We start from the raw sequence: 14,099 nt of genomic DNA, 5'->3' as shown, positions 1-14,099 counted from the left end.
CATGCAAAGTCAGTATTCACACATAGTGTTAGGTTTGGGTGCCACCGGGCTCTCGGTAGTGCGCTATTTGTGTGGAAAAGGCATCACGCCGCTGGTGATGGATAGCCGTCGCCAACCTCCAGGTGCGGACACCCTTGCCAGCACATTCCCTGAAGTGCAGTTAATTGCTGGCGGATTCGATTGCCGTTACTTAGTACAAGCGACACAAGTCATCATCAGCCCCGGTATTGCAATTGATACGCCCGAGGTGCGCGCCGTACTGGATATGGGGATTGAGGTCATTGGTGATGTCGAACTATTTGCCCGTGAAATTGCCGATCGCAAGCCCTGTGTCATTGGCATCACTGGCTCAAATGGTAAATCGACAGTGACAACTCTGGTTGGCGAAATGCTGCGTGAAGCGGGTATGGCCGTGGCCGTGGGCGGGAATATTGGTATTCCTGCACTCGATCTGCTGAGCAAGAATGCCGAGATTTTTGTGCTTGAGCTGTCGAGCTTCCAGCTGGAAACCACCCACAGTTTGAATTGTGTGGTCTCAACCTGTTTGAACGTGACCGAAGACCATATGGACAGATACAGCGATATGGATGCCTATCGCAATGCTAAGTTGCGTTTGTATCATCAGAGTCGCGCGGTCCTTTTTAATCGTGACGATGCCTTAACTATGCCGACGGAACCGATGAACCAAAATAGCTTTGGTTTAGCGCCGCCCGAAGGTGATGAATGGGGTATCAGCGACAGTAAGATTTATCACGGCAGCAGTGAAATTATGCCCATCACGGAAGTATCCCTGATTGGTAGCCATAATCACGCCAATTTACTCGCGGCCATGGCCTTGGTGGATGCTGTTGGAGTGGATAGGCAAGTCATGGCGAAAGTGGCGCGCACTTTTACGGGGTTATCCCATCGTTGTGAGGTGGTTGGTGTTAAAGGTGGCGTGACCTATGTGAACGATTCAAAAGCGACCAATGTGGGCGCCACTGTTGCGGCGCTCGATGGTTTAAGCGATCACTTAGGCGATATCATTTTAATTGCCGGTGGTGATGGTAAGGGGGCTGACTTTGGCCCGCTGGTCGAGCCATTAACTAAGGTGACTCACCTCATTACGTTAGGCCGCGATGGCAATAAGATTGCTGCGCTTAAGGAAGGAGCAATCAAGGTTGATTCTATGGCGGCAGCCGTTGCCAAGGCGGCAGAATTAGCCACCTCGGGCGATATTGTTCTGTTATCGCCAGCCTGTGCGAGCCTAGATATGTACAGCAATTTTATGGCTCGTGGGGATGACTTTAGAAGCCAAGTGGAGCAACTCGATGGCGAGTGATGCAAGACAACTCAGCCTGTTTGGGCGGGTGTTGAATGCACTCCCCAACTGGCAACGTGATACCGAAGTTCCGGGCGTGCAATTGTACGATCGGGCTTTGCTCACGGCCGTGTTGTCTCTGATTGGCTTTGGTTTTGTGATGGTAATGTCGGCCTCTATGCCCGAGGCCCAGACGTTAACGGGTAACCCGTTCTACTTTATGACTCGGCATGTGGGCTATCTACTCGGTTGCCTCGTGATTGCCGCATTTGTCCTTCGGGTCGAAATGCAAACGTGGCAGCGTATGAGCCCCATTATGTTGCTCGTCGTTGGGCTGATGTTACTGGCGGTATTAGCTGTGGGCACCACAGTGAACGGTGCGACCCGTTGGTTATCCATTGGCCCGATCCGTATCCAAGTCGCGGAAGTGGCAAAGTTTGCCTTCTCTGTGTATATGGCGGGTTATTTGGTACGCCGTCATCAAGAAGTGCGTGAAAATGCGAAGGGTTTCTATAAACCGATCGCGGTATTTGCAATTTACGCCATCTTGATTTTGATGCAACCCGACTTAGGTACGGTTGTGGTGTTATTCGTCGGCACTGTAGGGCTGCTATTCCTCGCGGGGGCACGCTTGCTCGACTTTTTCGCCCTGATATTTGCCGGGATCTTGGCCTTCGTTGCCTTAGTATTATTAGAACCTTATCGTATGCGCCGGGTCACTTCCTTTATGGATCCTTGGCAGGATCCCTTCGGTAGCGGCTATCAGTTAACACAATCTTTGATGGCCTATGGTCGCGGGGATTGGTTCGGTCAAGGGTTAGGCAACAGTATTCAAAAATTGGAATACCTACCCGAAGCCCATACCGACTTTATCTTTGCCGTGATTGGCGAAGAGCTAGGTTTTATCGGCATTATTGCCGTGTTATCCGTGTTGCTGTTTGTGGCATTGAGGGCGATTCGATTGGGCAATTTATGTCTGGTGATGGACAAAGCCTTCGAAGGTTATCTGGCCTATGCCATTGGTATTTGGATCTGTTTCCAGACCGTCGTTAATGTGGGAGCAAGCATTGGTATGTTACCTACTAAAGGGTTAACTCTGCCCTTTGTCAGTTACGGCGGTAGTAGTCTATGGGTCATGACGGCGGCGGCAATGACATTACTACGCATCGATTACGAACGGCGCATGAGTTTAGTTCAGGCCGTACAAGGGAGATTAAAGTGATGGCCAATGCGGGTAAACGTATTTTAGTCATGGCGGGTGGTACGGGAGGACATGTGTTCCCGGCGCTGGCGGTGGCTAAGTATCTAGCGCAACAGGGGTGGCAGGTGCGCTGGTTAGGCACGGCCGATCGTATGGAGGCGCGTTTAGTGCCTCAGTATGGCTTCGATATCGACTTTATCGACATCAAAGGCGTGCGAGGAAATGGTCTAGTGCGTAAATTAGCGGCGCCTTTTAAAGTGGTGCGCTCGATTTTGCAAGCTAAGGCCGTGATTGCCGAGTTTAAACCCGATGTGGTGCTGGGCATGGGCGGTTTTGCCAGTGGTCCTGGTGGTGTGGCCGCTAAATTAGCGGGCGTGCCCTTAGTGCTGCATGAGCAAAATGCCATTCCTGGGATGACCAATAAGTTGTTATCGCGAATTGCGAGCCAAGTGCTGTGCGCCTTTCAAAACACCTTTACCAACGTGAAGGCCAAGGTGGTGGGGAATCCGATTCGCCGTGAGTTGATTGCCCTAGGTGCAGAACCTAAGCAAGCCGCGGATGATGCCTTAAAAGTGTTGGTGGTGGGTGGAAGTCTGGGTGCCAAAATTTTTAACGAGCTTATGCCTGAGGTCGTTGCCGCTTTGAGTAAGCAGCAGTCGATTACCGTGTGGCATCAAGTAGGCAAAGATAATCTTGCCAGCGTAAAAGCGGCTTATCAGCAGCAGGGGCAAGATGGCGGGGTGAATGTTGCCGAGTTTATTGATGATATGGAGGCCGCCTATCGCTGGGCGGATGTGGTATTGTGCCGTGCTGGCGCGCTGACGGTATCCGAGTTAGCAGCAGTGGGGCTGCCGAGTATTCTGGTGCCCTATCCCCACGCGGTGGATGATCACCAAACCCGTAACGGCCAAGTATTGGTTGAGGCTGGCGCCGCTTTCCTATTGCCGCAGGCCATCTTGGACGTGAATAAACTGGTGAGTAAGTTACAGCTACTCGCCAATGATAGAACTGAATTAGCCCGTATGGGCCAAAGAGCGAGGGAGGTTGCCGTGTTGGATGCAACCGAGCAGGTCGCCCAAGTGTGTATCACTCTCGCCGAGAAAGGATAAGTATGACTAAGACAGAAAGATACATACAGCTAAGAAGTATGATCCCAGAAATGCGCCGCATTAAGCGTATTCATTTCGTCGGTATTGGCGGCGCGGGCATGGGCGGGATCGCCGAAGTATTAGTGAACGAAGGTTATCAGGTGAGTGGTTCGGATATCGCGCAAAATGCGGTCACCGACAGACTCTGCCTGCTGGGCGCGAAAATTAATATCGGTCATGGCGCCGAAAACGTGCAACAAGTGGATGTGGTCGTCGTCTCAACGGCAATTAATCTGGAAAACCCAGAAATCCTTGCCGCCAAAGAATTACGTATTCCCATAGTCCGTCGTGCCGAAATGTTGGCCGAGTTGATGCGTTACCGCCACGGTGTGGCGATTGCGGGCACCCATGGTAAAACGACAACCACTAGCCTTATCGCCAGTGTTTATGGTCAAGCTGGGCGAGATCCTACCTTTGTGATCGGTGGTTTACTGAATAGTGCAGGTACTAATGCAAGATTGGGTACCAGTCGTTATTTGATCGCCGAGGCGGACGAGAGCGATGCGAGCTTCCTGCATTTGCAGCCCATGGTCAGCGTAGTGACCAATATCGAAGCCGACCATATGGATACCTACGGCGGCGACTTTGAGAAACTCAAATCCACCTTCGTCGATTTTTTGCATAACTTGCCTTTCTATGGCGTGGCCGTGGTCTGTATTGATGATCCCGTAGTGCGGGAAATTATGCCGCGTATCGGTCGTCATTTAGTGACCTATGGCTTCAATGACGATGCCGATGTGCAGGCGTTGAATTTTAGCCAGCAAGGGCATCAATGCCGCTTCACCGTCAGACGTAAAGGCAAAGATGATTTAGATTTACTGCTGAATTTACCTGGCCAGCACAATGTGCTCAATGCCCTCGCGGCGATTGCCGTCGCGACCGAAGATGAAATTGATGACAGTGCCATCATTCAAGCCTTAGCTGAATTCCAAGGCATTGGCCGTCGCTTCCAGCATTTAGGAAAGTTCGCGACACCAAAGGGCGAAGTGATGTTAGTGGATGACTATGGTCACCACCCAAGCGAAGTGGCGGCGACCATTAAAGCAGCACGTGCTGGCTGGCCTGAAAAACGCTTAGTCATGGCCTATCAGCCCCATAGATATACGCGCACCCGTGACTTGTACGAAGACTTTATTGAGGTGTTATCTCAGGTGGACTGCCTGCTATTGCTCGATGTCTACAGTGCAGGTGAGGCGCCCATTACTGGGGCCGATGGCCGGGCTCTGTGTCGTTCAATTCGTCTTCGCGGCCAGCTTGATCCTATCTTCATTGCCAGCCCAGATCAGCTCGCCGAGGTGCTGCCCGATGTGTTGCAAGAAGGGGATTTATTGTTGACCCAAGGTGCGGGTAATATAGGCGCCCTGTCGCGCCAGTTAGCAGTCTCAGAATTAGGCTTTGCAACGGTTGTGGCTAACGAAGCAAAACCTTGATGTATCGCGTGGGATCTCAGGTTAAAGGAAATTTTGACCAAAAGATTTAGCTCTATATAATGGCCGATTTTCTGTGGTTTTTAGTAGTGTCGTTGAAAGGTGGAAGCAAACGTGTCTTGGAGTGATAAGAGGCGACACTGGCGGGCGAGGATGTCCCGGGTTAATTGGTACCTGTGGAGCGGGATTGGTTTTTTATGGTTAGTCATTGGGAGTTTCGTCTTTGGCGGCTACCAATTGCATAAATTTTTAAATGATGCCAGCACCTTGCCCATTGAGGCGGTTGCCATCAAGGGTGAACGGACTTACACCACGGATAGAGATATACAAATTGCACTACAGGATTTAATGCAGCGGAGTTTTTTCAGTGCAGACATCACCTTAGTGCAACAGGCGTTAGAAGCCTTACCTTGGGTATATCGCGCATCAGTTAGGCGTGAGTGGCCTGCGAAACTTAGGGTGTATTTACAGGAGCAACAACCCGTTGCCCACTGGAATGGCACCGCTTGGCTCAATGTGCATGGTGAAGTGTTTGAAGCGCCATCACACCCTGAGCTTGAATATCTGCCGCAGTTATCTGGACCGGACAGTATGGGCACCGAGGTATTAACCGCTTACGCGCAGGTTAACTCGCTACTGAAGATTAATGGCTTTACCTTAGCCAGTTTGAGTTTAACGCCACGGCATGCGTGGCACGCGACACTAGGTAACGGAATCGTTTTAGACCTAGGTCGAGAAGATAAAATGGCAAGGATACAAAGGTTTATCACTGTTTACCCGCTATTGGCGAAACAAGATAAACCAATTGCCAGAGTGGATTTGCGCTACGACACAGGGTTGGCCGTAGGCTGGGGCGATGCACAAACAAGAGAGCCGATAATTAATGACCAAAAACCAAGATAGAAATCTGATCGTCGGATTGGACATAGGAACCTCTAAAGTCGCAGTGATCATAGGCGAAGTTCTGCCCGATGGCGAAATCAGCATAGTCGGCCTTGGTAACCACCCTTCAAGGGGCATGGATAAAGGTGGCGTTAACGATTTAGACTCCATCGTGCGCAGTGTGCAACGTGCGCTCGATCAAGCGGAATTAATGGCAGATTGCCAAGTATCATCGGTTTACCTGAGCATTTCCGGTAAACATATCGCCTGCCAAAACGAAAATGGCATGGTGTCGATTAACGATGAAGAAGTGACTCAGGAAGACGTAGACAACGTGATCCACACCGCACGCTCGGTGAAGATCCCGACGGAACGTCGCATCCTGCATGTGCTGCCACAGGAATATGCCATCGACGTGCAAGACGGTATTCGCAGCCCCATCGGCATGTCGGGCATGCGAATGGAAGCTAAGGTGCACATAGTGACCTGCGCCAATGATATGGCGAAGAACATTACTAAGAGTGTCGAGCGTTGTGGCTTGAAGGTGGATGACTTAGTGTTCTCCGGCATTGCCTCGGCGGATGCGGTACTGACCTTCGATGAGAAAGACTTAGGTGTGTGTATCGTCGATATCGGCGGTGGCACTACGGATATTGCGGTTTACACCAATGGGGCCCTGCGTCACTGCGCGGTTGTGCCAGTTGCAGGCAACCAAGTGACTAACGACATTGCGAAGATTTTCCGTACGCCGTCGTCACATGCCGAACAGATTAAAGTGCAGTTTGCCTGTGCGCGCAGCTCCATGGTGAGCCGTGAAGACAGCATCGAAGTGCCTTCAGTCGGTGGGCGTCCATCGCGCAGCATGTCACGTCACACGCTTGCCGAAGTGGTAGAGCCAAGATATCAAGAGCTGTTTGAGTTAGTACTCAAGGAGTTGAAAGACAGTGGTTTAGAAGACCAAATCGCCGCAGGTATTGTGCTCACGGGTGGCACAGCGTCGATTCAAGGCGTAGTCGATATTGCGGAAGCAACCTTCGGCATGCCAGTTCGGGTGGCGTCACCGCTACCGATCAAAGGGTTATATGAATACGTGGATCAGTCTATTTACTCCACTGGAGTCGGGCTGCTTCACTACGGTGCAAGACGGGTGATCGAACGTCAATTCGAACGTCCTGAGCGTCAAGGGGTAACCAGTGCTTGGAATCGGGTCCAAAGCTGGTTTAAGGGCGAATTTTAATTTTCATAACGCAGGCAACACGGAGATCAGACAATGTTTGAGATCATGGACACTCACTCAGATGACGCGGTGATTAAAGTCATCGGCGTTGGCGGCGGCGGCGGTAATGCTGTCGAGCATATGGTCAAACACAACATTGAAGGTGTTGAGTTTGTCGTTACCAACACAGACGCACAGGCACTACGTAAATCAAGTGCTGGCTCAACAATTCAATTAGGCCGTGATGTCACTAAAGGTCTAGGTGCAGGTGCGAACCCTGATGTGGGTCGTGCAGCCGCTGAAGAAGACCGCGAGAACATTCGTGCGGCGATTAAAGGCTCAGACATGATCTTTATCGCCGCCGGTATGGGCGGTGGTACAGGTACAGGTGCAGCCCCTGTTGTGGCACAAATTGCCCGTGAAGAAGGCATTTTGACCGTTGCAGTAGTGACTAAGCCTTTCCCATTCGAAGGGAAAAAGCGTATGGCTTATGCTGAGCAAGGTATCGCCGAGCTCGCCAAGCACGTGGATTCGTTAATCACGATTCCAAACGAAAAATTATTAAAAGTATTGGGTCGTGGTACTTCTTTACTCGATGCGTTTGCCGCAGCGAATAACGTGTTACTCGGCGCGGTACAAGGTATTGCCGAACTGATTACGCGCCCAGGCCTAATTAACGTCGACTTTGCGGACGTCAAAACCGTTATGTCCGAAATGGGTAATGCCATGATGGGTACGGGTGTTGCTCGCGGTGAAGACCGTGCGGAAGAAGCCGCCGAAGCTGCTGTGGCCAGCCCATTATTAGAAGACATCGACTTAGCCGGTGCCCGTGGTGTGTTAGTTAACATTACCGCAGGTATGGACATGAGCATCGAAGAATTCGAAACCGTCGGTAACCATGTTAAGGCTTACGCCTCTGACAACGCGACTGTGGTCGTGGGTGCTGTCATCGACCCAGAAATGAGCGACGAGCTGCGTGTAACTGTAGTTGCAACTGGTATCGGTGCTGAAAAGCGTCCTGATATTCAATTGGTTTCTAAGCCTGCGCCTCGTCCAGAGCCAGTGGTTGTGGAACCAAAAGTGGAAGCTTATGTCGAAGAAGTTGCCCACGTGAGTTATGCGGCACCAAAGGGCAACGTAGTGCCAACGGTGGCTCAACCTGCTCCAGCTCCTTCAACAAAGCATGAATTGGATTATCTTGATATCCCAGCGTTTTTGCGTAAGCAAGCTGATTAACAAGAGCATTTGAGTCCAGCGTGTATTCTGGAGTATCACTCGTTGCCGAGCGGTACCACAGGATAGCTGCATTTGTATGACATGGTTAAGTTATGTTATCATGTCATACCAGTGTGGCCGTTTCGCCACTGTTGGGTGTGCAAATATTAAGCTTTGTAATTCGAATAAATACGGGTAACTGAATGATATTTCAAAGAACTGTTCAAAAAATGGTGAAAACTACCGGAGTCGGATTACACTCCGGCAATAAGGTCACCTTGAGCATTATGCCCGCACCAGTTAATACAGGGATCGTACTTGTGCGTACCGATTTGAGTCCTGCCGTTGCTATTCCTGCAAAGGCGGAACAAGTTCGTGAAACCACTATGTGCACGGCTCTTGTCAATGACGAAGGTATTCGAATTTCAACTATTGAGCATTTATTTGCCGCACTCGCAGGTTTAGGCATAGACAACGCCGTAATCGAAGTGGACGCGCCTGAAATCCCAATCATGGATGGCAGTGCGAGTCCATTCGTCTTCTTATTACAGTCTGCCGGTATTAAAGAGCAGGCTGCACCTAAGAAGTACCTAAAGATTAAACACCCTGTGCGTGTTGAGGACGGTGATAAATGGGCCGAGCTAAAACCGTTTAAAGGTTTTAGAGTTAATTTTAAAATTGACTTTACTCACCCAGAGATCGCCCGTAGTCAACAGCATGTGGTGATGGACTTCTCAACATCTGCTTTTGTTAAAGACATCAGCCGTGCCCGTACTTTTGGTTTTATGCGTGATATTGAGTATCTGCGTGCTAACAACCTTGCATTAGGTGGCAGCATGGAAAATGCGGTTGTACTTGATGAATACCGCGTCCTCAACCCCGACGGCCTGCGTTATGAGGACGAGTTTGTTAAGCACAAGATTTTAGATGCATTTGGTGATCTCTACGTCGCGGGACACGCCATTTTAGGTGAGTTCACAGCCTATAAAACGGGCCATGCACTGAATAACCAATTAGTGCGAGCACTTCTGGCACAACAGGATGCGTGGGAGTTAGTCAGCTTTGAAAAAGAAGCCGATGTCCCCGTCAGCTTTACTGTGCCTGGTGGCGCCGTGTTTGCTTAAAAGCGGCTGAGTTTATTTATTACGGCTGGCCAATGAGGCCAGCCGTTTTAGTTTTTCGCCCAGTGTGCCACTCACATTTTCTGCTAGCGCGGCAATATGTTCCGCCGCAACAGGGCTCAGTTCTTTGTGAGCTTGTTTAGGCTTTGCATCATACATTGCTAATCTCGGGTTGACTTTGACCTCAATTGCGGTAAGGATTGGGAGCGTTTCTGCTTGAAGTTGCGCGAGTAGCTTCGACTTTTGGAAATTAATTCGTGCGGCCCAGGCAGCCGAAGTGGTTTCAACTACAAGAACACCCTGGCGGAAGTTAGCAACTTTCAGCTGTTCCGCTATAGGACCTGCGACAATCTGCTTCACATGCTGATCCAGATATAAAAGTAGTTCCGCTTTCTCAGCGATGTCGGGTAATTTGCCCGACTGGTGTAGTAATTGGCTGAGATCTTGAGGGGGCTTTTTCATATGATAATAAGATGGCTGAATTAGGCTATGAGTGTAACAGTATTTATTCAAGGTCGGAATGGCGTCACGCGCTGGCAACCCAGTAAACGCTGGTTGCTCCTTCCCATGTTATTGTTGGCTACTGGTGCCGGTATTTATCAACACAACTCCGCTCGATTTGAAGATCAGCAAGCCAGTGTCGATAACGATCGTCTCGTACGCGAACAACAGAAAAAACAAGTCTTAGAACTGAAGAGTGCTACTGAGTCTCAACTGGCTATGCTAGTGACTCACGTTGCCCGTATGCAGGCAAAAATTACCCGCCTCGAGGCCTTAGGTCAACAAGTCGCCGAACGGAATAAACTGGAGGATGATTTCGATTTTTCATCCGAGGTTGGTGTCGGTGGTTTAAGCGAATTAGGCACAAATATCGAACTTGGACAGCTTATCGATGATATGGATAAGCTCGCCTCACGAATTGATAACAATAATGTTCAACTATCACTACTTGAAACAGTGTCATCTAACCACCATATAGATGAAGAACGTTATGTATCAGGGCTTCCACTCGATAAAGGTTGGTTATCATCGCCCTACGGATTACGTAATGACCCTTTTAACGGTCGCAGAACTATGCATAAAGGCATAGATTTTACCAGCCGAGAAGGGGCTAACGTTGTCGCGACTGCCGCAGGCGTGGTGACTTGGGCTGGGAATATGTTCGGTTATGGTGAGTTGGTTGAAATTGACCATGGTAATGGGCTACGTACTCGCTATGGCCATAATAAAGCTTTGTCAGTGACTGTAGGTGATGTGGTCGCAAAAGGCGATACCATCGCCAGTATGGGAAGTACTGGGCGCTCGACAGGGGCCCATGTGCATTATGAAGTGTTGCGTGGCGGACAGCAGATAGATCCACAAAAGTTTGTCTACCGCAAAGCAAGTTAATTGAAACATTGGCTTCTAGGTTCCATCATGGACTTGGCCTACAGAGAATAAGTGATTCAGATGTTTGGTAAATTACTGACAAAAGTATTTGGTAGTCGTAACGACCGTACCCTCAAAGGTTTGCAAAAAGTCGTTAATCAGATTAATGCGCTTGAAGCCGATTATGAAAAATTAACCGATGACGAATTAAAGGCTAAAACCGCCGAGTTTCGTGAGCGTTTAGCAGCAGGTGAAACCCTCGAAGCAATTATGGCCGAGGCATTTGCCACGGTTCGTGAAGCCTCTAAGCGTATATTTGAAATGCGTCATTTCGATGTGCAGTTGCTTGGTGGCATGGTACTCGACAGTAACCGTATCGCTGAGATGCGTACGGGTGAAGGTAAAACCTTAACGGCAACTTTGCCCGCCTATTTAAATGCGCTGACGGGGAAAGGCGTACACGTCATTACCGTGAACGATTACTTGGCGCGTCGTGATGCCGAGAATAACCGCCCGCTATTTGAATTCTTAGGTTTAACCGTAGGCATCAACGTGGCAGGTCTTGGTCAGCATGAAAAGAAAGCTGCTTATAATGCCGATATCACCTACGGCACCAACAACGAATTCGGTTTCGACTATCTGCGCGATAATATGGCGTTTTCACCGCAAGAACGGGTTCAACGTCCATTACACTACGCCCTAATCGACGAAGTGGATTCAATCTTAATCGACGAAGCGCGTACGCCGTTGATTATCTCTGGCGCCGCTGAAGATAGCTCTGAGCTATACATCAAAATTAACACCCTGATCCCAAATCTTATCCGTCAAGATAAAGAAGATACGGAAGAGTATGTTGGTGAGGGTGACTACAGCATCGATGAAAAAGCCAAACAAGTACATTTCACCGAACGTGGCCAAGAAAAAGTCGAAAACCTGCTGATCGAACGCGGCATGTTAGCCGAAGGTGATTCACTTTATTCTGCCGCCAATATTTCTTTACTGCACCATGTAAACGCAGCCCTGCGTGCTCATACACTATTCGAACGCGATGTTGACTATATCGTTCAAGATGGTGAAGTGATTATTGTCGATGAGCATACTGGTCGTACTATGCCGGGGCGTCGTTGGTCAGAAGGCTTACATCAAGCCGTTGAAGCCAAAGAAGGCGTACACATTCAAAACGAAAACCAAACATTGGCTTCAATTACTTTCCAGAACTACTTCCGTCAATACGAGAAGCTGGCGGGTATGACAGGTACTGCCGATACCGAAGCGTTTGAATTCCAACATATCTATGGTTTAGATACTGTGGTAGTGCCAACCAACCGTCCAATGGTACGTAAGGATATGGCGGACTTGGTTTACTTAACCGCCAATGAAAAGTATCAAGCGATTATCAAAGATATCAAAGATTGCCGTGAGCGTGGCCAGCCAGTATTGGTGGGTACAGTATCCATCGAGCAATCTGAGTTACTAGCTCGTTTGATGGTGAAGGAAAAGATCCCACACCAAGTGCTTAACGCTAAGTTCCACGAAAAAGAAGCGGAAATCGTTGCCCAAGCAGGCCGTACTGGCGCCGTGACGATTGCCACTAACATGGCTGGTCGTGGTACTGACATAGTGTTAGGTGGCAACTGGAATATGGAAATCGATGCCCTCGGTAATCCAACGCCAGAGCAAAAAGCCAAGATCAAAGCCGATTGGCAAGTTCGCCATGACGCCGTCGTTGCCGCTGGTGGTTTACATATATTAGGGACTGAGCGTCACGAATCACGTCGTATCGACAACCAGTTACGTGGTCGTTCTGGTCGACAAGGTGATGCGGGCTCTTCACGCTTCTACCTATCGATGGAAGATAGCTTGATGCGTATCTTCGCCTCGGATCGTGTCTCAGGCATGATGAAAAAATTGGGTATGGAAGAAGGTGAAGCGATCGAACATCCATGGGTGTCCCGTGCTATCGAAAACGCCCAGCGCAAAGTCGAAGCGCGTAACTTCGATATCCGTAAGCAATTACTCGAATTTGACGATGTGGCCAACGACCAACGCCAAGTAGTATATGCCCAACGTAACGAACTGATGGATGCACAAAGTATTGAAGATACAATCCAAAACATTCAAGACGATGTGATTGGTGCGGTCATTGATCAATACATTCCACCACAATCAGTGGAAGAGTTATGGGATGTTCCAGGTTTAGAGCAACGTTTACAGCAAGAATTTATGCTTAAACTGCCAATCCAAGAATGGCTTGATAAAGAAGACGACCTGCACGAAGAAACATTACGTGAGCGTATTATTACTTCTTGGTCTGATGCTTATAAAGCAAAAGAAGAAATGGTGGGTGCGCCAGTACTGCGCCAATTCGAAAAAGCTGTCATGCTGCAAACCCTCGATGGTCTGTGGAAAGAGCATTTAGCTGCAATGGATCACCTTCGCCAAGGTATTCACCTACGTGGTTATGCACAGAAAAATCCAAAGCAAGAATATAAGCGCGAATCGTTTGAGCTATTCCAGCAATTGCTCACAACCTTGAAGCACGATGTCATCAGTGTGCTGTCAAAAGTACAAGTGCAGGCTCAATCCGATGTCGAAGAGATGGAAGCCCGTCGCCGCGAAGAAGATGCTAAGATCCAACGCGACTACCAGCACGCCGCTGCAGAAGCATTAGTCGGTGGGGATGATGGTAGCGACGAGATGATGGCTCACACGCCAATGATCCGCGATGGTGATAAAGTCGGTCGTAACGATCCTTGTCCTTGTGGCTCTGGCCGTAAGTATAAGCAGTGTCACGGTAAGTTAAGCTAGCCTGATACGCGAATCCGTTCTAAAAGGCGACTGTTATAGTCGCCTTTTTTATACCTGCTTCTTTATAAGTGCTTTAACCATCCACGGTATATAAAGCCCTTCGGCTATAAATCCTAACGAGTTCAGTTGCACTAAAATTAACCGCTTTTATCTGTTTTGTGGATAAGTCTGAGGATAAAGAGTGAGTATTTTGTGACTAACTGAATGCATTGAAAAAAGATCAAAAATTCTCAAAAAAGCCCTTGCACAAAATCCGCAGCTCCCTATAATGCGCATCCACTGACACGGCAGACGGCGAAACGCAAGTTAAGCAAAGAAAGCCAAGCAGTTCATCGGTTAGCGAGCTAAACGATGAGTGTTGAGAAAGTTGAAAAAACTACTTGACGCACTAATGGGAATGCGTAGAATACGCA

General features: G+C 49.1%; 11 protein-coding genes. 10 read left to right on the top strand and 1 reads right to left on the bottom strand.

The annotated features are described in order from the left end of the window. Position 1: 1 nt before the first annotated feature. From murD to lpxC, 8 genes are all read left to right on the top strand, one after another. Positions 2-1,321: a UDP-N-acetylmuramoyl-L-alanine--D-glutamate ligase gene (murD, locus tag SOHN41_RS16570; RefSeq protein ID WP_007651256.1), complete on the top strand. Its 1,320-nt coding sequence runs from the start codon at positions 2-4 to the stop codon at positions 1,319-1,321. Then, entirely contained in the window at positions 1,311-2,522 is a 1,212-nt protein-coding gene (ftsW, locus tag SOHN41_RS16565) for a cell division protein FtsW (RefSeq protein WP_007651253.1), read from the top strand. The genes murD and ftsW overlap by 11 nt, the downstream gene beginning before the upstream one ends. Continuing rightward, a complete protein-coding gene (gene murG, locus SOHN41_RS16560; protein ID WP_007651251.1) occupies positions 2,522-3,610 on the top strand; it encodes an undecaprenyldiphospho-muramoylpentapeptide beta-N-acetylglucosaminyltransferase in 1,089 nt (362 codons plus the stop codon). Before ftsW ends, murG begins: the two co-directional genes overlap by 1 nt. A 2-nt stretch (positions 3,611-3,612) precedes the next feature. After that, complete coding sequence (gene murC, locus SOHN41_RS16555; protein WP_037459474.1) at positions 3,613-5,079, top strand: UDP-N-acetylmuramate--L-alanine ligase; 1,467 nt, start codon at positions 3,613-3,615, stop codon at positions 5,077-5,079. Positions 5,080-5,229: 150 nt separating this feature from the next. Then, positions 5,230-5,979 carry a cell division protein FtsQ/DivIB gene (locus SOHN41_RS16550; protein ID WP_007651246.1) on the top strand — a complete coding sequence of 250 codons (750 nt, stop codon included), beginning with the start codon at positions 5,230-5,232 and terminating at the stop codon, positions 5,977-5,979. Next, positions 5,960-7,195: a cell division protein FtsA gene (gene ftsA, locus SOHN41_RS16545; RefSeq protein ID WP_007651244.1), complete on the top strand. Its 1,236-nt coding sequence runs from the start codon at positions 5,960-5,962 to the stop codon at positions 7,193-7,195. The genes SOHN41_RS16550 and ftsA overlap by 20 nt, the downstream gene beginning before the upstream one ends. Before the next feature lie 33 nt (positions 7,196-7,228). Next, positions 7,229-8,410 carry a cell division protein FtsZ gene (gene ftsZ, locus SOHN41_RS16540; protein ID WP_007651243.1) on the top strand — a complete coding sequence of 394 codons (1,182 nt, stop codon included), beginning with the start codon at positions 7,229-7,231 and terminating at the stop codon, positions 8,408-8,410. Positions 8,411-8,592: 182 nt separating this feature from the next. Further along, complete coding sequence (lpxC, locus tag SOHN41_RS16535; protein ID WP_037459471.1) at positions 8,593-9,513, top strand: UDP-3-O-acyl-N-acetylglucosamine deacetylase; 921 nt, start codon at positions 8,593-8,595, stop codon at positions 9,511-9,513. 12 nt (positions 9,514-9,525) lie between these two features. Here lpxC and SOHN41_RS16530 read toward each other — a convergent pair whose 3' ends face one another. Then, on the bottom strand, positions 9,526-9,972 hold the full coding sequence (locus SOHN41_RS16530; RefSeq protein WP_037459469.1) for a DUF721 domain-containing protein: 447 nt from the start codon (positions 9,970-9,972) through the stop codon (positions 9,526-9,528). A 27-nt stretch (positions 9,973-9,999) separates the two neighbouring features. Between SOHN41_RS16530 and SOHN41_RS16525 the strand changes: the two genes are divergently transcribed. Together SOHN41_RS16525 and secA are read left to right on the top strand one after the other, a co-directional pair. After that, positions 10,000-10,899, top strand: coding sequence for a M23 family metallopeptidase (locus tag SOHN41_RS16525; protein WP_037459467.1), 900 nt, complete (start codon positions 10,000-10,002; stop codon positions 10,897-10,899). A gap of 60 nt (positions 10,900-10,959) precedes the next feature. Then, positions 10,960-13,686 carry a preprotein translocase subunit SecA gene (gene secA, locus SOHN41_RS16520; protein WP_007651233.1) on the top strand — a complete coding sequence of 909 codons (2,727 nt, stop codon included), beginning with the start codon at positions 10,960-10,962 and terminating at the stop codon, positions 13,684-13,686. Positions 13,687-14,099 lie beyond the last annotated feature (413 nt).

It is taken from the genome of Shewanella sp. HN-41 (assembly GCF_000217915.1).
Lineage (GTDB): Bacteria > Pseudomonadota > Gammaproteobacteria > Enterobacterales > Shewanellaceae > Shewanella.
The sequence above is the reverse complement of the archived record's forward strand: the minus strand, read 5'-3'. Positions and strand labels throughout refer to the sequence as shown.